The organism is Streptantibioticus rubrisoli (assembly GCF_024436055.1).
GTDB classification, from domain to species: Bacteria; Actinomycetota; Actinomycetes; order Streptomycetales; family Streptomycetaceae; genus Streptantibioticus_A; species Streptantibioticus_A rubrisoli.
This window is the reverse complement of the sequence record NZ_JANFNH010000022.1, coordinates 78,089-97,699: the sequence shown is the minus strand read 5'-3', so window position 1 is coordinate 97,699 and position 19,611 is coordinate 78,089. Positions and strand designations below refer to the sequence as shown.

The 19,611-nt window shown below is 70.9% G+C and carries 18 protein-coding genes and 1 pseudogene; 5 read left to right on the top strand and 14 right to left on the bottom strand.

The features are described from left to right. From NON19_RS19080 to NON19_RS19060, 5 genes and pseudogenes are all read right to left on the bottom strand, one after another. Positions 1 to 374: pseudogene (locus tag NON19_RS19080) on the bottom strand (ABC transporter permease); the annotation flags it as partial. Beyond that, the gene (locus NON19_RS19075) at positions 371 to 1,051 is read right to left on the bottom strand and encodes an ABC transporter ATP-binding protein (protein ID WP_255929659.1); all 681 of its coding nucleotides are present in this window, start codon (positions 1,049 to 1,051) and stop codon (positions 371 to 373) included. The gene NON19_RS19075 and the pseudogene NON19_RS19080, both read right to left, overlap by 4 nt. Further along, the gene (locus NON19_RS19070) at positions 1,048 to 1,572 is read right to left on the bottom strand and encodes a PadR family transcriptional regulator (RefSeq protein WP_255929657.1); all 525 of its coding nucleotides are present in this window, start codon (positions 1,570 to 1,572) and stop codon (positions 1,048 to 1,050) included. The genes NON19_RS19075 and NON19_RS19070 overlap by 4 nt, the downstream gene beginning before the upstream one ends. A gap of 88 nt (positions 1,573 to 1,660) precedes the next feature. Further along, on the bottom strand, positions 1,661 to 1,909 hold the full coding sequence (locus NON19_RS19065; protein ID WP_255929656.1) for a type II toxin-antitoxin system antitoxin: 249 nt from the start codon (positions 1,907 to 1,909) through the stop codon (positions 1,661 to 1,663). After that, a complete protein-coding gene (locus NON19_RS19060; protein ID WP_372514189.1) occupies positions 1,906 to 2,862 on the bottom strand; it encodes an SPFH domain-containing protein in 957 nt (318 codons plus the stop codon). Before NON19_RS19060 ends, NON19_RS19065 begins: the two co-directional genes overlap by 4 nt. Before the next feature lie 276 nt (positions 2,863 to 3,138). Here NON19_RS19060 and NON19_RS19055 point away from each other — a divergent pair, with 276 nt between their 5' ends. Continuing rightward, entirely contained in the window at positions 3,139 to 5,382 is a 2,244-nt protein-coding gene (locus NON19_RS19055; protein ID WP_255929655.1) for a transglycosylase domain-containing protein, read from the top strand. 440 nt (positions 5,383 to 5,822) lie between these two features. Here the strand turns inward: NON19_RS19055 and NON19_RS19050 are convergent, their stop codons facing one another. From NON19_RS19050 to NON19_RS19030, 5 genes are all read right to left on the bottom strand, one after another. Beyond that, a complete protein-coding gene (locus NON19_RS19050) occupies positions 5,823 to 8,024 on the bottom strand; it encodes a SpoIIE family protein phosphatase (protein ID WP_372514188.1) in 2,202 nt (733 codons plus the stop codon). Between the two features lie 45 nt (positions 8,025 to 8,069). Beyond that, positions 8,070 to 8,804, bottom strand: coding sequence for a class I SAM-dependent DNA methyltransferase (locus NON19_RS19045; RefSeq protein ID WP_303653987.1), 735 nt, complete (start codon positions 8,802 to 8,804; stop codon positions 8,070 to 8,072). A gap of 156 nt (positions 8,805 to 8,960) precedes the next feature. After that, the gene (gene fomD / locus NON19_RS19040) at positions 8,961 to 9,644 is read right to left on the bottom strand and encodes a cytidylyl-2-hydroxypropylphosphonate hydrolase (protein ID WP_255929653.1); all 684 of its coding nucleotides are present in this window, start codon (positions 9,642 to 9,644) and stop codon (positions 8,961 to 8,963) included. Between the two features lie 35 nt (positions 9,645 to 9,679). Continuing rightward, on the bottom strand, positions 9,680 to 11,068 hold the full coding sequence (locus tag NON19_RS19035) for a class II fumarate hydratase (protein WP_255929652.1): 1,389 nt from the start codon (positions 11,066 to 11,068) through the stop codon (positions 9,680 to 9,682). A gap of 85 nt (positions 11,069 to 11,153) precedes the next feature. After that, the gene (locus tag NON19_RS19030) at positions 11,154 to 12,830 is read right to left on the bottom strand and encodes a fumarate hydratase (RefSeq protein ID WP_255929651.1); all 1,677 of its coding nucleotides are present in this window, start codon (positions 12,828 to 12,830) and stop codon (positions 11,154 to 11,156) included. 140 nt (positions 12,831 to 12,970) lie between these two features. Here NON19_RS19030 and NON19_RS19025 point away from each other — a divergent pair, with 140 nt between their 5' ends. Both NON19_RS19025 and NON19_RS19020 read left to right on the top strand, forming a co-directional pair. Next, complete coding sequence (locus NON19_RS19025) at positions 12,971 to 13,618, top strand: DUF1707 SHOCT-like domain-containing protein (RefSeq protein ID WP_372514187.1); 648 nt, start codon at positions 12,971 to 12,973, stop codon at positions 13,616 to 13,618. A gap of 457 nt (positions 13,619 to 14,075) precedes the next feature. Then, positions 14,076 to 14,429: a WhiB family transcriptional regulator gene (locus NON19_RS19020; RefSeq protein WP_255929650.1), complete on the top strand. Its 354-nt coding sequence runs from the start codon at positions 14,076 to 14,078 to the stop codon at positions 14,427 to 14,429. A 73-nt stretch (positions 14,430 to 14,502) separates the two neighbouring features. On the opposite strand, the gene glpX is transcribed toward NON19_RS19020, so the two are convergent. Further along, the gene (gene glpX / locus NON19_RS19015) at positions 14,503 to 15,534 is read right to left on the bottom strand and encodes a class II fructose-bisphosphatase (RefSeq protein ID WP_255929647.1); all 1,032 of its coding nucleotides are present in this window, start codon (positions 15,532 to 15,534) and stop codon (positions 14,503 to 14,505) included. Positions 15,535 to 15,748: 214 nt separating this feature from the next. On the opposite strand from glpX, the gene NON19_RS19010 reads away from it, so the two are divergent. Beyond that, the gene (locus NON19_RS19010) at positions 15,749 to 16,267 is read left to right on the top strand and encodes a DUF4245 domain-containing protein (RefSeq protein ID WP_255929673.1); all 519 of its coding nucleotides are present in this window, start codon (positions 15,749 to 15,751) and stop codon (positions 16,265 to 16,267) included. A gap of 315 nt (positions 16,268 to 16,582) precedes the next feature. Here the strand turns inward: NON19_RS19010 and NON19_RS19005 are convergent, their stop codons facing one another. Both NON19_RS19005 and xseA read right to left on the bottom strand, forming a co-directional pair. Further along, positions 16,583 to 16,849, bottom strand: a complete 267-nt coding sequence (locus tag NON19_RS19005; protein ID WP_255929644.1) for an exodeoxyribonuclease VII small subunit — start codon at positions 16,847 to 16,849, stop codon at positions 16,583 to 16,585. A 67-nt stretch (positions 16,850 to 16,916) separates the two neighbouring features. After that, positions 16,917 to 18,134 carry an exodeoxyribonuclease VII large subunit gene (gene xseA, locus NON19_RS19000; protein ID WP_255929642.1) on the bottom strand — a complete coding sequence of 406 codons (1,218 nt, stop codon included), beginning with the start codon at positions 18,132 to 18,134 and terminating at the stop codon, positions 16,917 to 16,919. Positions 18,135 to 18,258: 124 nt separating this feature from the next. Here xseA and NON19_RS18995 point away from each other — a divergent pair, with 124 nt between their 5' ends. Beyond that, entirely contained in the window at positions 18,259 to 18,774 is a 516-nt protein-coding gene (locus NON19_RS18995; protein ID WP_255929640.1) for a DUF6542 domain-containing protein, read from the top strand. Between the two features lie 35 nt (positions 18,775 to 18,809). On the opposite strand, the gene ppgK is transcribed toward NON19_RS18995, so the two are convergent. Continuing rightward, positions 18,810 to 19,544 carry a polyphosphate--glucose phosphotransferase gene (ppgK, locus tag NON19_RS18990; protein WP_255929639.1) on the bottom strand — a complete coding sequence of 245 codons (735 nt, stop codon included), beginning with the start codon at positions 19,542 to 19,544 and terminating at the stop codon, positions 18,810 to 18,812. Positions 19,545 to 19,611 lie beyond the last annotated feature (67 nt).

Here is a 19,611-nt window from a genome sequence, read left to right as displayed (position 1 = left end):
GGGGGGGGGGGGGGGGGGGGGTGGGGGGGGTTGGGGCCTTCCGGCTGGAGCAGGTGGCCGCTGATCCGGTCCTGGCGGAACGTGGTGTTGGCGCCCTTGACCAGCATCGTGTTGGCGGCCGGTCTGGTTCCACCGGTGGCGTACTCGGGCTCACTGGCGTACTGGCGGTCGGAGTGGTTGGTGAGCATCGTCGGAACCGCGGCGGCGACCAGCAGCAGCATCACGCCGAGCGCCACACCGACCGCGGTCAGCAGGGTGCGGGTCCAGGCCTCGCTGCCGCCACTGGTGGCGAACCGGGCGCCGAGCGCCAGATCGCGCGTCCAAGCGCGCAGCGGCGTACGGGACTTGGCGGACGTACGGACGGTGGCGGTCACGCGGCGTGCTCCAGGTCGCGGGCCCTGCCGTCGCGCACCACGACCTCGCGGTCGGAGTAGGCGGCGACCCGGGCCTCGTGGGTGACCAGGACGACGGCGGCCCTGGTGTCTCGGGCGGCCGCGGTCAGCAGTTCCATCACGCGTTCGCCGTTGAGCGAGTCCAGGGCGCCGGTGGGCTCGTCGGCGAACACCACCCGGGGGCCGGTGACCAGGGCGCGGGCGACCGCGACGCGCTGGCCCTGGCCGCCGGAGACCTCGCCGGGGCGCTTGGCGGAGACCTCGGTGACCTCCAGGCGGTCCAGCCACTCGGTGGCCCGGCGTTCGGCCTCCTTGCGCTTGACGCCGTTCAGCCGAAGCGGCAGCGCCACGTTCTCCACGCAGGTCAACTCCGGTACGAGCTGGCCGAACTGGAAGACGAAGCCGAACTCGTCACGGCGTAGCGCGCTGCGTTCGGCGTCCGACATCTCGGACAACTCCCGGTGCCGATACCGTACTTGGCCGCCGTCCGGGCGGACGATTCCGGCCAGGCAGTGCAGCAGCGTGGACTTGCCGGAGCCCGAGGGCCCCATCACGGCGACCACCTCGCCGGGGCGTATGGAGAAGTCGGCGTTGTCCAGGGCGGCGGTCTGTCCGTAGGACTTGCGCAGGCCGGTCGCCACGAGCAGCAGTTCGGTCATTTCCTGACCTCCTTGGCCAGCTGGTCGAGCCGGGCCGCGGTCAGTTCAAGCCACCGCAGGTCGGCTTCGAGGTGGAACAGCGCGTGGTCGCAGACGAGTTGGTCGGCGAGGTCGCCGCCGGTCTTGCGGCGGGTCAGCTCCCGCATCAGGCGCAGGTGCTCGGAGCGCTGGGTGTCCAGCAGTTCGGCTGCGCCGCGGTTGGTGAGCAGGGCGAGCACGACCTTGGTGTAGAGGGTGCTCTGCAGGTACGGCTCGGGCTTCTCCGGTTGGCTGAGCCACCGTTCGACGTCGGTGATCCCGGCATCGGTGATCGCGTACCGCTTGCGCTCGGGGCCGCCGCCGGGCTCTATGCCGTCCACCTCGACCAGGCCGTTCTTCAGCAGCCGGGCCAGCGTGGAGTACACCTGCCCGTACGCCAGGGGGCGGTCGTGTCCGAACCGTTCGTCGAAGGTCCGCTTGAGGTCGTAGCCGTGCCGGGGGCCGGACTCCAGGAGTCCTAGGAAGGTGTGGCCGATTGACATGGCAGGGACTCTACATCATGGGTATACACCAGGTGTATACGTTGGCGGTATAGAGGCCTGGGGGCGGTACCCCCAGGCCCGTTACGGTTCAGCTCGCTGATTTCGGTGGTCTGCCGCGGCGCGGGATCGGCTTCGCTGTGCCCGGTAGCCGTCCGGCCTCGGACAGTGCCCGGCGCAGCAGGTACTCGATCTGAGCGTTGGTGCTGCGCAGGTCGTCCGCCGCCCAGCGGGCGATCGCGTCGTGGACGGCGGGGTCCAGCCGCAGCAGCACCTTCTTGCGCTCGGCGCGGGCGCTCGCCCGCCGCGGCTCATCGGCGTCCTCGGCGGGCTCGGTCACTGGTAAAGGGTGCCCGTGTTGAGTACCGGCTGGGCCGCGCGGTCACCGCACAGCACCACCAGCAGATTGCTCACCATGGCGGCCTTGCGCTCCTCGTCCAGGTCCACCAGGTCCTGCTCGGCGATCCGGGTCAGCGCGGACTCGACCATGCCGACCGCGCCCTCCACGATCTTCTGCCGGGCGGCGACGATGGCACCCGCCTGCTGGCGCTGGAGCATCGCGGAGGCGATCTCGGGCGCGTACGCGAGGTGGGTGATCCGGGACTCGATGATCTTGACGCCTGCGGACTCCACCCGGGCGGCGATCTCGGTGGAGAGCTGCTCGGTGATCGCCTCGGCGTTCTCCCGCAGGCTCAATTCACCGTCGCCGTGGGCGTCGTAGGGGTACTTGGTGGCGATGTGCCGGACCGCGGTGTCGGTCTGGATGGAGACGAAGTCGACGAAGTTGTCCACCTCGAAGACCGCCTGGGCGGTGTCCTCGACCTGCCAGACCACCACGCAGGCGATCTCGACCGGGTTGCCGTAGGCGTCGTTGACCTTCAGCACCTCGGTCTCGTTGTTGCGCAGCCGGGTGGAGATGGTGCGGCGCGAGGTGAACGGGTTCACCCAGCGCAGTCCGTCCTGCCGGATGGTGCCCTGGTACCGGCCGAACAGCTGGCAGACCCGTGCCTCGCCGGGGGCGACCTGGGTCAGTCCGCGCAGTGTCAGCAGTACGACGACGATCAGTGCCGCCCCGCCCAGTATCAGCGCGGTGGAGGCGGCGCCCTTGTGGCCGCCGCCTGCCATGTTGCCGCCCGTCACGATCAGGACGATGCCGATGGCCAGCGTCACCAGCGCCAGCAGCAGGAAGGGCAGTCCCGGCATGCCGAGCGCGCGCCGCTCGGTGGTGTGTGGCCGGGGCATCTCCGGAATCGCGGCCTCGGCGTCCTGGCGTGGGTCCTGCAGTTCGGTCATGGCTGCCTCGTTTCGGTGGTCCGGCCGCCCGTCCACGGCGGATGGCGGTGTTGCGGCACGCTGTCACGTACCTAGCAAAGTGATATCACAATACCGGGCTGTTGAAACCTGCCGATTTGGTTCCCTGTTGGCGGCGTGGGTCTTCTCACGTACCGAAATTGTGCGACTTTGGCCAAATAAGGCCAGCTACCGGTGCTAGCTTCATCGGTCGCGCGCATGTACAGGGGAGTCGCCGGTGCGCGCGGTGACCACTGGGCGGGGTGAGGAGACCGGAACGTGGGCAGTAGGAGCAAGGCCAAGCCGACCAAGGGCAGAGTCGGGGCCAACGGCAGGCCACGCCGCCGCTGGCTGCGGTGGGTGCTCGGCAGCACCCTCGGTGTGCTGTTGCTCGGCATGGCGGCCTTCGTCTACCTGTACGAGACGGTCCAGCTCCCGAAGGCCAACGCCTCGGCCACCCTCCAGGCGAACGTCTACAAGACCGCCGACGGCAAGGTCATAGCCAGGTCCGGCACGGTCAACCGCGAGAACGTCGACATCAGTCAGATACCCGCCGGCGTGCAGCACGCGTTCGTGGCCGCGGAGAACAAGACGTTCTACACCGACAGCGGCGTGGACGTGCAGGGCATGGCCCGCGGCGTCTACAACACCCTGACCGGCAAGGGCGCCCAGGGCGGATCGACCATCACCCAGCAGTACGTCAAGAACTACTACCTCAGCCAGCAGCAGACGATCAGCCGTAAGTTCAAGGAGCTGTTCATCTCCCTCAAGGTCGACCGGGAGATGAGCAAGGACAAGATCCTCGAGGGCTACCTCAACACCGTCTACTTCGGCCGCGGTGCCTACGGCATCCAGGCCGCCGCCCAGGCGTACTACGGCGTCGACGTCAGCAAGCTCACCGTGCCGCAGGGCGCCTACCTCGCCGCCCTGGTCCAGGCACCCAGCCAGTACGACGTGGTCACCGCCACCCCCGAGGGCAAGCAACTGGCCGTCAACCGCTGGAACTACGTCCTCAACAACATGGTGGAGATGCACTGGCTGGACCAGGGAACCCGCGGCCAGGCGAAGTTCCCGCAGCCGATCCAGCCCAAGGGCACCCCGGGGCAGACCGGTCAGACGGCCTACTTCATCGACGAGGCCGACCACGAGCTGACCACCAACAACGTCATCTCCGACCAGGACCTGGCGGCCGGTGGCTGGACCATCACGCTCACCATCGACCCGACCAAGCAGCGGGCCCTGGAGAAGGCCGTCAAGACCGAGCTGACCAGCCAGCTCGATCCCAAGGCGCGCAAGGTCGACGCCGACGTCCAGGCGGGCGCCGCCTCGGTGGACCCCAAGACCGGCTACGTCGTGGCGCTCTACGGCGGTCAGGGACCGCCCAAGCACTACATGGACAACGCGACCCGCCAGGACTACCAGGTCGCCTCCACCTTCAAGCCGATCGAGTTCGCCTCGGCGCTGGAGAACAACGCCCAGACCCAGGACGGTCGGCAGATCACCGCCAACACCATCTACGACGGCACCAGCGGCCGGGTGGTACAGGGCACCAGCCAGCCGTTCGGCCCGTCCAACGAGGACCATGTCAACTACGGCAACATCACCGTGCAGAAGGCCATGGACGACTCCGTCAACTCCGTCTTCGCGCAGATGGCGGTGGACGTCGGCCTGAACAAGGTGGCCGACACCGCGGTCAAGCTGGGCATGCCCGCGAAGACCGCGGGCCTGCACGACGGACCGGCGATCGCGCTCGGCACGATGGGCGGCAGCCCCCTGGAGATGGCCGGGATCTACGCGACGCTGGACAACCACGGCAAGCTGGTCACCCCCACCATCGTGAAGTCGGTGGAGCGCGGCGGCCAGAAGCCCGAGCTGAAGAACCCGATCGGCGACCAGGCGATCAGCCGCTCCACGGCCGACACGGTGACCTCCGTGCTCACCGAGGTGGTCAACTCCGGTACGGGTTCCGCCGCCCAGCAGGACAGCCAGGTGGCGGGTAAGACCGGTACCTCCGACAGCAACAAGTCGGCCTGGTTCACTGGGTACACCCCGGACCTGGTGACCTCGGTCGGGCTGTTCGGCGAGGACGCCAACAACCACAACCAGGTGCCGCTGTACGGCGTGGGCGGCGTCGAGCGGGTCAACGGTGGTGGCTTCCCGGCGCAGATCTGGGGTGCGTACACCCGGGCGGCGCTCAGCGGCGAGGACCCGCAGCAGTTCGACCTGCAGACGGACCAGGGCGCGGCGGTGCAGTCGGACACGCCGTCCACGGCGCCGTCCGTCTCGACCCGGCCGTCGACCTCGCCGTCCACCAAGCCGTCGACGGCGCCGTCCACGCCGCCGTCGACCGCGCCCTCCCGCAGCGTGCCGCCGGTGAACCCGGGACCGAGCCGGTCCCACGTCCCGTCGCCCCCGGTGACGGGCGGTGGCACGGCTTCCCCGCCGGGCACCACAGACGGCTCAACCCAGGGCGGCGGCCCCAACAACCTTGACGCCCCGGGCCGTTTGCCACAGAACGGCTAGCCCGGGCGGTTTGGGAGTTCGGGGGCTGTCGGGCTTGGGGGCCAGGGGGCGAAGCCCCGACCCAAGAGCCGCCGCGACGGCGAGCGACCACCACGGCGTGGCCCGGCGGCCCCGAACCAACCGCAACCCCCATCGCCCGAATCCGCCGGAAGGGCAACATGCAGCCCCGGGCACGGAGGGCGTTCACGTGCGCGGGGCTGCGGTCTGTCGGGGCGGGAGGCCGTTGACCTCCGCCGCGGCGCGTGCGCCGGTCTTCTCGTGGTGCGGGGTGTGCGTTGACCACCGGCGAGGTGGAGAGGCGGGCCGACATCGCGGGCGCGTCTGCCGGACGGACACAAGCTGACGCCAACAGTTGGACTCGGCCCAAGCCTAAGCCTGATGTGGAACTTCGGATGTCTTATCCGTGGCTTTCGAGTGGCTGCCGCCGCCCGGCCTGAGGATCAGGGCCCGCTCGGTAACGGATGCGGCGCGGACGGCGGCAGCGGCAGCTCGAACCAGACCACCTTCCCCGCGCTGAGCCGCGTCGCCCCCCACCGCTGGGTCATCCGGTGCACCAGGAACAGTCCGCGCCCGGTCTCCTCCTGCGGCGCGGCGTGCCGCATCCGGGGCAGTTGCGGGGCGTCGTCGCCCACCTCGCAGCGCAGTACGTCGGTGCGCAGCAGCCGTAGCGTGATGGGCCGTCCCGCGTACCGCACGGCGTTGGTGACCACCTCGCTGACCAGTAGCTCCACCGAGTCGGCCAACTCGTCCAGGCCCCAGCGCTGCAGCGCCCGGCGCACCAGTCGCCGCGCCCGGCGGGCGGTCTGCGGATGCGGCTCCAGGAACCAGTACGCCACGTCGCTCGGCGCGATCCCGTCGAACCGCGCCGCCAGCAGCGCGATGTCGTCGTCCCGGTCGCCGGGCCCGAGGATGTCCAGTACCTCGTCGCACAACGGCTCCAGCGGCGGCGGGCAGACGATCGAGCCGACCGCGGCCAGCCGCTCGCGCAGCCGCTCGATCCCCGACCACACATCGCGGGTGCGCGACTCCACCAGCCCGTCGGTGTAGAGCAGCAGCGTGGCGCCGGCCGGTGCGGGCAGTTCGACCGCCTCGAACGGCACTCCGCCCACCCCGATCGGCGCGCCCTCCGGCACCCGCAGCACCTCGGTGCGCCCGTCGCCGTGCAGCATCACCGGCGGCGGATGCCCGGCGTTCGCCACCACCAGCCGGTGCGCTATCGGGTCGTACACCGCGTAGACGCAGGTGGCCATCCGGTCATGGCCGAGCCGCTGAGCCTGTTCGTCCAGGTGGTACAGCACCTCCTGCGGCGGCAGGTCAAGGCCCGCGAGGGTCTGTACGGTGGTGCGTAGCTGGCCCATGATCGCGGCCGACTGCATCGAGTGGCCCATCACATCACCGACGATCAGCGCCACCCGGCTGCCCGGCAGCGGCAGCGCGTCGTACCAGTCGCCGCCCACGCGGGCGGTTTCGGCGGCCGGGAGATAGCGGCTGGAGAGCTGGACGCCGGTGGGCTGGGGGAGCGAGTCGGGCAGCATCGCGCGCTGCAACTGGTCGGCGATGTCCGCCTCCCGCCCGTACAGCGCCGCCTTGTCGACGCCGAGCGCGGTGTGGGTGGCCAGTTGGGCGGCCACCAGCAGGTCGTCGTTCTCGAACGGCGGCCGGTCCGGGCGGCGCAGCAGCACCGCGGCGCCGATCACCCGGCGCCGCCCGCGCAGCGGGGCGAGGATCGCCCGCCGCCCGCCCGGCACATCGGTGTTGACCAGCTCCGCGAGCGCCGCCGCGACCTGCGGGGAGTCGGCGAACAGCGGCCGCACCCCGCGCAGCACCTCGGCGAGCGGCCCGTCCATCCGCACCCGGGTGGTCTCCGCCGCGCCGCTCACCTCGGGCGCGGGCACCAGCGGCAGCCGGACGCCCGCCCCGGGAATCTCCGGGATCGGGGTCTCGGTCGGCTCCTCCGGGATGCGGTCGGTCCGGCGCAGCCGCAGCACCAGTGGCTCCACCGGCCGCTCGTCGCCGACCGGCAGCGGATCGCGCAGGTAGACCAAGATGGCGTCGGTGAACGTCGGCACCACCGACCGGCACAGGCCCAGCACGATCTCGTCCAGGTCGATGCCGCGCGCGATCCGCCGGGTCGCCGCCCCGACGTAGCGCAGCCGCAGGCTCTCCGCCGACTCGCTCTCCGGCCGGGTCCCGCCCTCCTGTCGCGGCCGCGCCGCGGGCTGCGAGGCGAGCGGCACCGGGGTGTCGGGCGCCGGGCGGGCACCCGGGATACCCGGCACGACGGCGCCGGGTGCGTCCGGGGCGTCCGCCGGGGTGCCCGGCAGGGGGCGTGGGCGGCCGCCGGGGGCGTCGCCCATGGGCGGGGGTACGTCGCCGCGCCCGCCGTCGCCGCCGCGCGAACGGCTTTCGCCGCGCGGGCCGTTGAGCGGTAGTGCGCCGGGGGTTTCCGTGGCCTGGCCTCTCGTTTCGTGCTCACGGTGGGCACCGTGCCGTACGTGTTCGGTGGCTTCGCCGGGCTCGGCCGCGGCCGTCGGTGCCGGTTGCCCGGCTCCCGGCGCGCCCGGCTCGTGCGGGCGCGCGGCGGCGCCGCTCGGCGCGTTCGTCTCCTCGGCCGCCCGCCAGGCGGCGCGGTGCTCGGTCACGCTAGGGGTTCCATCCGTATCCGTCCGTGGGCCGCCGTCGGACGGTCAGGCGAGTCGGCGGCAGTGCAGGAAGAGTTGCTCCTCCGGAGGCACATCGGTGCTCGCCGGTGCGTACGAGTACGAGGACTCCTCGGTGATCTCGAAGCCCGCGTCCCGTACGACGCGTCGCAATTCGTCCCGCAGGTATCCGGATACCCGGATCGTGTTTCCCAGGAACGGAATGGCGAAATCATCCACATCCGCTTCCACCATGGACAGTGCCAGCAACCCGCCGGGCACCAGGAGTTCACGGATCAGCCGGAGTGTGAACGGGATCTCGGCGCGCGGCAGCATCAGCAGCGAGAAGAACGCCGCGACCCCCTCGTAGTGCCCCCGGCCGCCCACGATCCGCGCGCCTGAGCCGCCGGGCCGCAGGTCGGCTATGTCCAACTGGTGGAACTCCGCCTCCGGCACGTGCTTTCGGGCCAACTCCACCATCACGCCCGACAGGTCGATGCCGACCACGTCATGCCCCGCGTCGGCCAGTTGGCGAGCGGTGGGCAGCCCGGTACCGCAGCCGATGTCCAGCACCCGTGAACCGGCGGGTAGTTCGGCGGCCAGCCAGGCGCCTGATCGCAACTGCCCTTCCTTGTGCGGAAATGCCTCGTCGTACCGGTCGCCGATGGCGTCGAACGCCTCGGCCTGGCCGGTACGGTCCCGCCCCTGGCCCTCGGCACGGGAGACGCCCGTGCCCTCGTATCCGCCGGTTCCCACGGACTCCCCTGACTCAGCGTCAAGCATTGGTATGCGCTTGCTTTTTTTCGCGATGTTGCGGAGCACGATCCTACGGTTGGTGGGGCGGGGGGCATCAAGAGTCTTTCGGATTTCCACAGTGGAGCGAGGGGTTTTACGTGATGTATCCACTGTGGTCCGCGGGGTGCCTCCCGGGCGCCGGGCTCAGCCCGCCGGGCGGTCCCAGTCGTCCGGGAGCCGCGGCACCGGCCAGGCCGGATCCGGGCGCCACCGCTCCCAGCCGTCGCGGAACGGCGAACCCCACTCCTCGATCACCCGCACCGCACGCGCCCCCGCCTGCCGCACCCGAGCCGCCAGTTCGACGTCGACCAGCCCGTCGGCCTGCGCCTGGGCGAACTCGTCCTCGTCCCGCCAGCTCCAACTGCGGTCTGGATTAACCGAGATGTCGAGAAAGTGGTCCTCGGAGTCCACCCCGAGCGACCAACGGCTTCGCGGTTCCTCCAAGTTGACGTACCAGTTCTTGAACCGCCAGCCCGGCTCCCAGAACAGCCACACCGACCACGGCTCGCCCGGGCGGGCCAGCTTCAGCACTCCGGTGCCGTGCCAGCTCTCCACCCGGGTGGCGCGCGGTTTCAGATAACGGGTGGAAAGCGGTTCGTGGTACACCGAGGTGCCGTCGGCCAGCACCGGCTTCACACACCGGGTGCCCGGCGCCATCCACACCGCCAGCACCTCGGCGTCATCGCGCACCACGGTCACCGGGCGCGCGATGTGTACCTGCGCGCGGTAGCGCGCGCCGTTGCCGCGGTAGCGCCAGAGCACTTGCGTGCCGGGCGCCCAGCGCCCGGCACGGCGGGTCGCGGAGGCGGTCTGCGAGTCGGCGGTCATGCACGGATCCTACGGACCGGGGTGTTGCGCGTGGGTTACGGGTGGGTCATCCGCAGGACGTCCAGCGCCTCGTCGAGTTGCCGCTCGGTCAGCAGGCCGCGGTCGACATAGCCCATCTCCAGTACCACGTCGCGGATGCGCTTGCGCTCGGCGAGTGCCCGCTTGGCGACCTTCGCCGCCTCCTCGTAGCCGATGTAGCGGTTCAGCGGGGTGACCACCGACGGGGACGACTCGGCGTACTCGCGGCAGCGCTCCTCGTTGGCGGTGATGCCGTCGACCGTACGCTCGGCCAGCAGCCGGGAGACGTTGGCCAGCAGCCGGATCGACGACAGGATGTTCGCCGCGATCACCGGCAGCGTCACGTTCAGCTCGAAGGCACCGGACGCGCCCGCCCAGCCGATGGTGGCGTCGTTGCCGACCACTTGCGCGGCGACCATCGCCACCGCCTCCGGAATCACCGGATTGACCTTGCCCGGCATGATCGAGGAACCCGGCTGGAGATCGGGCAGCGTGATCTCGGCCAGCCCGGCCCGCGGGCCCGAGCCCATCCAGCGCAGATCGTTGGCGATCTTCGTCAGCCCGACCGCGATGGTGCGCAGCTGCCCCGAGGTCTCCACGATCGCGTCCCGCGCGCCCTGCGCCTCGAAGTGGTTGCGGGCCTCGGTCAGCGGCAGCCCGGTCTCCCGCGCCACCTCGGCGATGACCGCCGCCGCGAAGCCGGGCGGGGTGTTGATGCCGGTGCCCACCGCCGTTCCGCCGAGCGGCAGTTCGGCCAGCCGGGGCAGCGAGGCGTGCAGCCGCTCGATCCCGTACCGCACCTGTGCCGCGTAGCCGCCGAACTCCTGACCGAGCGTCACGGGAGTCGCGTCCATCAGATGGGTCCGCCCGGACTTGACGATGGTCGCGAACTCCTCCGCCTTGCGCTCCAGCGCGGCGGCCAGCTGGTCGAGGGCCGGGAGCAGGTCGCCCATCACCGCCGAGGTGGCGGCGATGTGGATGGAGGACGGGAAGACGTCGTTGGACGACTGGCTGGCGTTGACCTGGTCGTTCGGGTGCACCGGGCGGCCCAGCCGCTCACTGGCGAGGGTGGCGATGACCTCGTTGGTGTTCATGTTGGACGAGGTTCCGGAACCGGTCTGGAACACATCGACGGGGAAGTGCTCGTCCCAGCGGCCGTCCGCGATCTCCCGTGCCGACTCGACGATCGCCTCGGCCACGTCCTTGTCGATCACCCCCAGTTCGGCGTTGACCCGGGCCGCCGCCGCCTTGATCCTGGCCAGCGCCGCGATGTGCGCGCGCTCCAGCCGCTGGCCGCTGATGGGGAAGTTCTCCACCGCGCGCTGGGTCTGGGCGCGCCACTTGGCCTCGGCCGGAACCCTTACCTCACCCATCGAGTCGTGCTCGATCCGGTACGTCTCGCTCATACCTATGACAGTGCCCGGGAACGGTGATCTGTTCCCGGGCACTGCTTTTCGGTCACCCGTCAGGATTGTTCCGCCGACCGCCGGGTCACGAGGACCGCACCGGGATCGAGGTGAACGTCGGCGAAGGCGCCGGGTCCTGGAAGAAGTCGTTGCCCTTGTCGTCCACCACGATGAACGCCGGGAAGTCCTCGACCTCGATCTTCCAGACCGCCTCCATGCCCAGCTCCTCGTACTCCAGGACCTCCACCTTCTTGATGCAGTCCTGCGCGAGCCGGGCCGCGGGTCCGCCGATCGAGCCCAGGTAGAAGCCGCCGTGCGCGGCGCAGGCGTCGGTGACCTGCTTGGAGCGGTTGCCCTTGGCCAGCATCACGAAGGAGCCGCCCGCGGCCTGGAACTGCTCGACGTAGGCGTCCATCCGTCCGGCCGTCGTCGGACCGAAGGAACCGGAGGCGTAGCCCTCCGGCGTCTTGGCCGGACCGGCGTAGTACACCGCGTGGTCGCGCAGGTACTGCGGCATCTCCTCGCCCGCGTCCAGCCGCTCCTTGATCTTCGCGTGCGCGATGTCACGGGCGACCACCAGCGGGCCGGAGAGCGAAAGCCGGGTCTTCACCGGGTACTTGGTGAGCTCGGCGCGGATCTCGTCCATCGGGCGGTTGAGGTCGATCCGCACCACGTTGTCATCGAGGTGCTCGTCGGTGGTGTCCGGCAGGAACCGCGCCGGGTCGGTCTCCAACTGCTCAAGGAAGACGCCCTCAGCGGTGATCTTCGCCAGCGCCTGGCGGTCGGCGGAGCACGAGACCGCGATCGCCACCGGGCAGGAGGCGCCGTGCCGGGGGAGGCGTACGACGCGTACGTCGTGGCAGAAGTACTTGCCGCCGAACTGGGCGCCGATGCCGATCTTCTGGGTGAGTTCGAAGACCTTCTGCTCCAACTCCCTGTCCCGGAAGCCGTGTCCGGTCGGGGAGCCCTCGCTCGGCAGCTCGTCCAGGTAGTGCGCGGAGGCGTACTTGGCGGTCTTCAGCGCGTACTCCGCCGACGTACCGCCGACCACGATCGCCAGGTGGTACGGCGGGCAGGCGGCCGTGCCCAGCGAACGGATCTTCTCCTCAAGGAACTTCATCATGCTGGCCTCGTTGAGGACAGCCTTCGTCTCCTGGTAGAGGAACGACTTGTTGGCCGAGCCGCCGCCCTTCGCCATGAACAGGAACTTGTACGCGCCACCGTCGGTCGCGTACAGCTCGATCTGCGCCGGGAGGTTGGAGCCGGTGTTCTTCTCCTCCCACATGGTCAGCGGCGCCATCTGCGAGTAGCGCAGGTTCAGCTTGGTGTACGCGTCGTACACGCCGCGGGACAGCGCCTCCTCGTCACCGCCCTCGGTGAGCACGTTCTGGCCGCGCTTGCCCATGACGATAGCGGTGCCGGTGTCCTGGCACATCGGCAGCACGCCCGCGGCGGCGATGTTGGCGTTCTTCAGCAGGTCGAGGGCGACGAAGCGGTCGTTGGGGCTCGCCTCGGGGTCGTCCAGGATCTTCCGCAGCTGGGCGAGGTGGGCCGGGCGCAGGTAGTGCGAGATGTCGTGCATCGCCTCGGCGGCCAGCTTCCGCAACGCCTCCGGCGCCACCTTGAGGAAGGTCCGGCCGTCCGCCTCGAAGGTGCTCACGCCCTCGGAGGTCACCAGCCGGTACGGGGTGGTGTCCTCGCCGAGCGGAAGGAGATCCGTGTAGGCGAACTCAGGGTGGGTCGGACGGGAGTCGCGGGGCATGGAAGGCGTCCTCACTCGGCGGCATCGACGAAGCGGAAACCAGGGTAAGACGTGGCCGGGTGTGGCGGTCTGTGAGGTAGGGCTCACCAGAGCAGGACCGGCCTAGTCACGATCTATCGCGTTTGGCTATCGTGGTTGCCGTGGACGAGTCGTCGCTCCAGAAGCGAGAGCAGAAGCCGTACGCGGAGCCGGAGATGCGCGCGTCGGACGTGGACCGGGACCGCATCGCCGAGATCCTGCGCGATGCGCTGGCCGAGGGGCGTCTGACGCACGAGGAGCACTCCGAACGCATTGACGCCGCGTACGCGGCCAAGACCATCGGCGAGTTGGAGCCGCTGGTACGTGACCTTCCGGTGCCGGGTGCCGCATCGGCGCCACGGCCCGCGCCGGTGCAGGAGCCGCCGTCCGGCGCCAGCGAGAACCTGATCGCCGTCTTCGGCGGCTCCACGCGCAAGGGGCGCTGGCGGGTGGGCGGCCGTACGAACGCGTTCGCCTGCTTCGGCGGGGTGGAGATCGACCTCACCGAGGCGGTGTTCGAGCAGCGGGAGATCACCATCAACGCGGTGGCGGTCTTCGGCGGCGTCGAGATCAAGGTCCCGGAGAACGTGACGCTGCGCGGCAACGGCGCGGGGATCTTCGGCGGCTTCGACGTCAAGACCCACGAGTCCCCCGACCCGGACGCTCCCGTGGTCGTCATCACGGGAATGGCCCTGTTCGGCGGCGTCGATGCCAAGCCCAGGCGCGGCAAGCGGCTGAAGGCCTGGGGGCGCGGCAGCCTGGAGGGCTGACCTTACCGGGGCCGCGCCCCGGCGTCGGTCTGGTGCGGCGCGGGCCGCGGCAACTCATTCGCGCCGCAGTGGCGAGCGACCCCCACGGTGGAGCCCGGCGGTGCCCAACTCGCCGCGATCAAAGGGGAGTTCACCCGCCGGGCGTAGCGCAGAAGTTCACGGCGCGCGCACAGCGCAATGCTTCCGTTCAACGCGGCGGGGCGAACGGGCGCAGCCCCGAGGCGTAAGGGCGCAAGCGGCGATGGGCTCGGGGCGACGCGCCGAAGTGCCCCGCCCGCACCACCACCCCACCGGGGCGGAGCCCCGGTGGGCACGCTCCGCATGAACCAGCGCACAGCGGGTAAGGGTTGGGGCATCGTCACTCATACGACTGGGCGGGGAGCTATGCGGTAGGGACAGTCGTACGGAGCGGCGGGCAAGGGTGACAGAACGCCGAAGCCGTCGTCAGGAGTACCCCGTGCTGCAACCGATCGAGCCCGTTAAGGACACCGCCATGTCCCCGTACCGTCACCCCCGGGACTTGGCAGGACCATGGCACGCCGAGGCGGCGTGCCGCCGAGATGAGGCGGGCATGTTCTTCGCGCCGTCGAAGGAGCCGACCGCCGCGCGACTGTCCCGCGAGGAAGCCGCGAAGCGGGTCTGCGCGCGCTGCCCGGTCATGCTGGAATGCCGGGAGCACGCGTTGCTACAGCCAGAACCCTATGGGGTGTGGGGCGGTCTGACCGCCGCGGAGCGCCGGGTCGTACTGGCCCGTCGCCGACGCCGCGACGCGGAACTCCAGCGATCACCGAGGATCGCCGCCGCGGGCTAGTCCCGCGACACCGCGCAGTACGGGACGGGGGCCCCGCCGAAACGGTCGGTGGGGCCCCCGCCCGTGTGCTCGCCTACCGGGCGCGGTCGAAGTCGATCGCGCTGTACGCCCGCAGCTTGGACAGCTTGTGCGTCGAGTCGATCTGCCGGATCGTGCCCGACTTCGACCGCATCACCAGTGACGAGGTGGTCGCGGTCTCCGCCCCGTACCGCACGCCGCGCAGCAGTTCGCCGTCGGTGATGCCGGTCGCCACGAAGAACACGTTCTCGCCGCTGACCAGGTCGTCGATCCGCAGCACCCGGCCCAGGTCGTGACCCGCGTCCAGCGCGCGCTGCCGCTCGGCGTCGTCCTTGGGCCACAGCCGCCCCTGGAAGGTGCCGCCCAGGCACTTGATGGCACAGGCCGCGATGATGCCCTCCGGCGTACCGCCGATGCCCAGCAGCAGGTCGACGCCGGTGCCCTCGCGTACCGCCATGATCGCGCCCGCGACATCGCCGTCCGAGATGAACTTGATTCGCGCGCCGGTCTCGCGGATCTCCTTGACCAGGTCCTCGTGCCGCGGCCGGTCGAGCACCACGACGGTCACGTCCTCCGGGGCGCAGCCCTTGGCCTTGGCCACCGCGCGGATGTTGGCCCCGGCGGGGGCGGTGATGTCCACCGCGTCGGCCGCCTCGGGCCCGGCGGCCAGCTTCTCCATGTAGAAGACCGCGGACGGGTCGAACATGGCGCCGCGCTCGGCGACCGCCAGCACCGAGACCGCGTTCGGCATGCCCTTGGCGGTCAGCGTGGTGCCGTCGACCGGGTCGACGGCCACGTCGCACTCGGCGCCGGTGCCGTCGCCGACCCGCTCGCCGTTGTAGAGCATCGGCGCCTCGTCCTTCTCGCCCTCGCCGATGACGACGACACCGTTCATCGACACGGTGTGGACCAGGGTGCGCATGGCCTTCACCGCCGCGCCGTCCGCGCCGTTCTTGTCACCGCGGCCCACCCAGCGACCGGCGGCCATGGCGGCGGCCTCGGTCACCCGGACCAGTTCCAGCGCGAGGTTGCGGTCGGGGGCCTCCGGGCTGACTTCGAGTTGGGACGGCAAGTTGTGCTCGGTCATCGAGCGCACCTTTCTGTACGGCGACGGCCGGAAACGAGGGTGTTGCGACCTTATCGGTAGCCCGCTCACCTTGAGCAGGGCGCCCGTCACATGAGCGCGTGCACCAGTCATGATGACGCCGCACGGAGTGTGCCCGCCACAGGGCGGCCCGCCGCCACCGGCACCCCTGGACCGGACGGCGAGGGCCATGGGGGACGATAGGGGCGTGGCAAACATGCGTGGCAAGCAGACGGTACGGGACATGGTGCTGTCGATCGCGGTGATCGGCGTGCTCGTCGCGGGCATCTACGTCTTCGTCCCGCACTCCGGAGGCGACCCGGTCAAGACGGTCAGCTACCAGGTGGAGCTGGGGCAGGCGCGGCGCGCGGCGCCGTATCCGGTGGCCGCGCCGGAGGGGCTGTCGAGTCAGTGGCGGGCGACGTCGGTGACCTACGACGGTTCCGACCCGAAGAACTCGCAGTGGCACCTCGGCTTCATCGACCCGGAGAACCAGTACGTCGCGGTGGAGCAGACCAACGGCGACCCGCAGGCGTTCATTTCCGACAAGACGCAGTCCTCGCAGCAGAACGGCTCCCAGAAGGTGGCCGGTCAGACCTGGCAGCGCTACGACGGCGGCCGGTACCGCGCCTTGGTGCGGAAGAACGGCGGGGCGACGACGGCGGTCCTCGGCACCGCGCCGTACGACCAGTTGGCCCAGATGGCCGCGGCCCTGCGGACCTCCGGCGGATCGTGAGCTGAGTCGCCGCGCGGCCGCCCCGGGTGCTCTGGGGCCAAGCGCTCCGCTGGGAGTGCGGCGATACGCCGTCGATCGTCCGCGGTGCCATGGTGGCTGGCCGCGCGGTTCCCCACGCCTCTTCAGGGCGCTGCCGAACCGCAGCGGACTTGCCGCGACCTGCTCAGGCCCGACGAAGAGGCCCCCTGCCCTCGCACGCCGTCGGCGCCTACCCGAACAGGCCGTGGACGGCCCGCGTCCGGTCACCGGCGCCGACGTGAACGTATTCGCCGACCGGAACGCGGCTCCCGGGCCGCCGGGGCGAGCGCCAGCCGGTCACTCATCACCGTCCCCCTCCTGACCGGACCGCCCAGCGTCCGCCGCCCCCTCCTCGCCCTCGGCCAGCGCCGCGTCCAGCCGCGCCCTGGCGCCGTCCAGCCAGCGACGGCACACCTTGGCCAGCTCCTCACCGCGCTCCCATAGCGCGAGGGACTCCTCCAGCGTCGAGCCGCCAGCCTCCAGCCGCCGCACGACATCGACCAGTTCGTCGCGCGCCTGCTCGTATCCCAGCGTGTCCCGCTCGGCCGTCTCCTGATCTGCCATGGGACCAAGCCTAGGCGGGGGGTACGACAGCGCCGTCAACGGCGCGGGACGCGTGGCCCGGCACCGATCACCCCGCGCCGTCCGCGACCCGCACGCTGAACTCGCCGACGGCCACCCGGGCGCGCAGCTTCTCGTCCGTCACCACCTCGTCGGCCGCCCGCACCACGGCACCGTCCGCGCGCTGCAGCACCGCGTATCCGCGGCGCAGCGTCGCGGCGGGGGAGAGCGCCAGCACCCGCGCCCTGGTGTGCTCCAACTCGGCGTCCGCCCGGTCCAGCAGATGGCCCAGGCACCGGCGGGAACGTTCCACCAGAGCGGACACCTCCGCCTCCCGCTCCGTCACCATCCGGTGCGGATGCGCCATCGACGGACGGCTGACCGCGGCCGCCAGACCCCGCTCCTCGCGCTCCAGGAGATTGCGCACGGTGCGCAGCGCCCTGTCCCGCAACTGCTGTATCCGCACCTGCTCCTCGCCGACGTCCGGCACCACCTTCTTGGCCGCGTCGGTGGGCGTGGAGGCGCGCAGATCGGCCACCAGATCCAGCAGCGGGGAGTCGGGTTCGTGCCCGATCGCGGAGACCACCGGGGTACGGCAGGCGGCTACCGCGCGTACCAACTCCTCGTCGGAGAACGGCAGTAGATCCTCCACGCTGCCGCCGCCGCGGGCCACCACGATCACGTCCACGCCTGGATGGGCGTCCAGGTTCCGGATCGCCTCGATGACCCTGGGCACCGCCTGCACGCCCTGCACGGGCACGTTGCGCACCTCGAAGCGGACGGCGGGCCAGCGGTGCCGCGCGTTCTCCAGCACGTCCCGCTCCGCGGCCGAGGCGCGACCGCAGACCAGTCCGATCAACTGCGGCAGGAACGGCAGGCGTTGCTTGCGCTCGGCGGCGAACAGCCCTTCCGCGGCCAGTGACTTCTTCAACCGCTCCAGCCGCGCCAGCAGTTCGCCCACCCCGACCGGCCGGATCTCGGCGGCCCGCAGTGACAACTGGCCGCGCGGTGCGTACCACTCCGGTTTGGCGTGCACCACCACCCGCGCGCCCTCGGTGACCACGTCCGCCACCGCGTCGAAGACGGCACGGAAGCAGGTGACGCTGATCGACACGTCGTGCGAGGGGTCGCGCAGCGTCAGGAACACCACGCCAGCGCCCGGGCGGCGGGACAACTGGGTGATCTGCCCCTCGACCCACACCGCACCCAGCCGGTCGATCCACCCCCCGATCAACCGCGACACCTCGCCGACCGGGATCGGCGCTTCCGCTGACGTGCTCAGTGCCATGTGCCGAGACTATCCGGCACCACTGACAGCCCGAACGCGTTCGGCGTTCCCACCCTAGTTGGAATTTTCCGACTTCAGCATGAATCTGCTCGCTTTCGCCCGTGCGGGATGCCAATTTGGTGCGGTGGAGCAGCAACCCAGCACCCGTACGCCGACGCCTGCCCCCAGCGGCGTGCCCGAGCCCACCGCGACCTGCTACCGGGCGCGTCGTCGAGCGTCGCTGCCCGCTCCGGTGGTCACCGCGGTGCGCCGGGTGCTGCGGCCGAGCGCCCGGCTCACCGGGCTCGGCACCGGGCTGGTGGTCGTCACCCTCACGGTGCTCGGCGGCGCACTGGACAACGTCTTCACCGACGGCCCGGGCACGTTCTTCGGCGCGGTCTTCGTGACGGCCAGCGTGCTGGGCGCGCTGTGGGTGCGGCGCGCGGACCTGGCCGCCGCGCCGGTCAGCGCCCCCATCGCCTTCGCTCTCGCGCTGGGCGTGACCGGTGAGTCCGGGGACGGCAGCTTCCTCGGCCATGTCGCGGGCACGGTGACGGGTCTGGCGACCCGGACCGGCTGGCTCTACGGCGGCACGGCGCTGGCGGCGGCCATCGCCGCCGCCCGTAAGATCGGCGCGCAGCGGGCGCGCAAGCGCCCGTAGGGCGGGGGCTCCAACGCCCTCGCGGCTTCGGGGACTTACCCGAGGCAGGCCATCGCCGCGCCCACGATGCCCGCGTTGTTCTGTAGCTGCGCGGGGACGATCTGGGCGCGGATGCCGTTGATCAGCGGCAGGAACTTGTCCGCCTTGCGGCTCACCCCGCCGCCGATCACGAACAGATCGGGCGAGAACAGCATCTCGACGTGCGCCAGGTACTCCTCCACCCGGGCCGCCCAGTGCTTCCAGCTCAGGTCGTGGTCTTCCTTGGCCTTGGACGACGCGCGCTTCTCCGCGTCATGCCCGTGCAGCTCCAGATGCCCCAACTCGGTGTTGGGCAGCAGCCGTCCGCCGGTGAACACCGCGCTGCCGATCCCGGTGCCGAAGGTGAGCAGCACCACCGTCCCGTCGTGGCCGCGGCCCGCGCCGAACGACATCTCGGCGATCCCGGCCGCGTCCGCGTCGTTGATCAGGGTGACCGGCAGCCCCAGCGCGTCGCTGAACAGGGCAGCGGCGTCAAGGCCGATCCAGGACTCGTCCACGTTCGCCGCGGTACGGGTCACCCCGCCGGTGATCACCCCGGGGAACGTCACCCCGACGGGGCCAGACCAGCCGAAGCGGCCGACGACGTCCTTGACGCTCGCCGCCACCGCGTCCGGCTTGGCCGGGTGCGGGGTGAGCACCTTGCAGCGCTCCTGCGCCAGATCACCGCGTTCCAGGTCCACCGGGGCGCCCTTGATCCCGGATCCGCCGATGTCCACACCGAAGACATTCATGGGACCCAAGCTAAGGCCGCCCGGCCCAGGTCACCCGCCGGACGGGCGAGCCGCCTCGGCCCGCCCG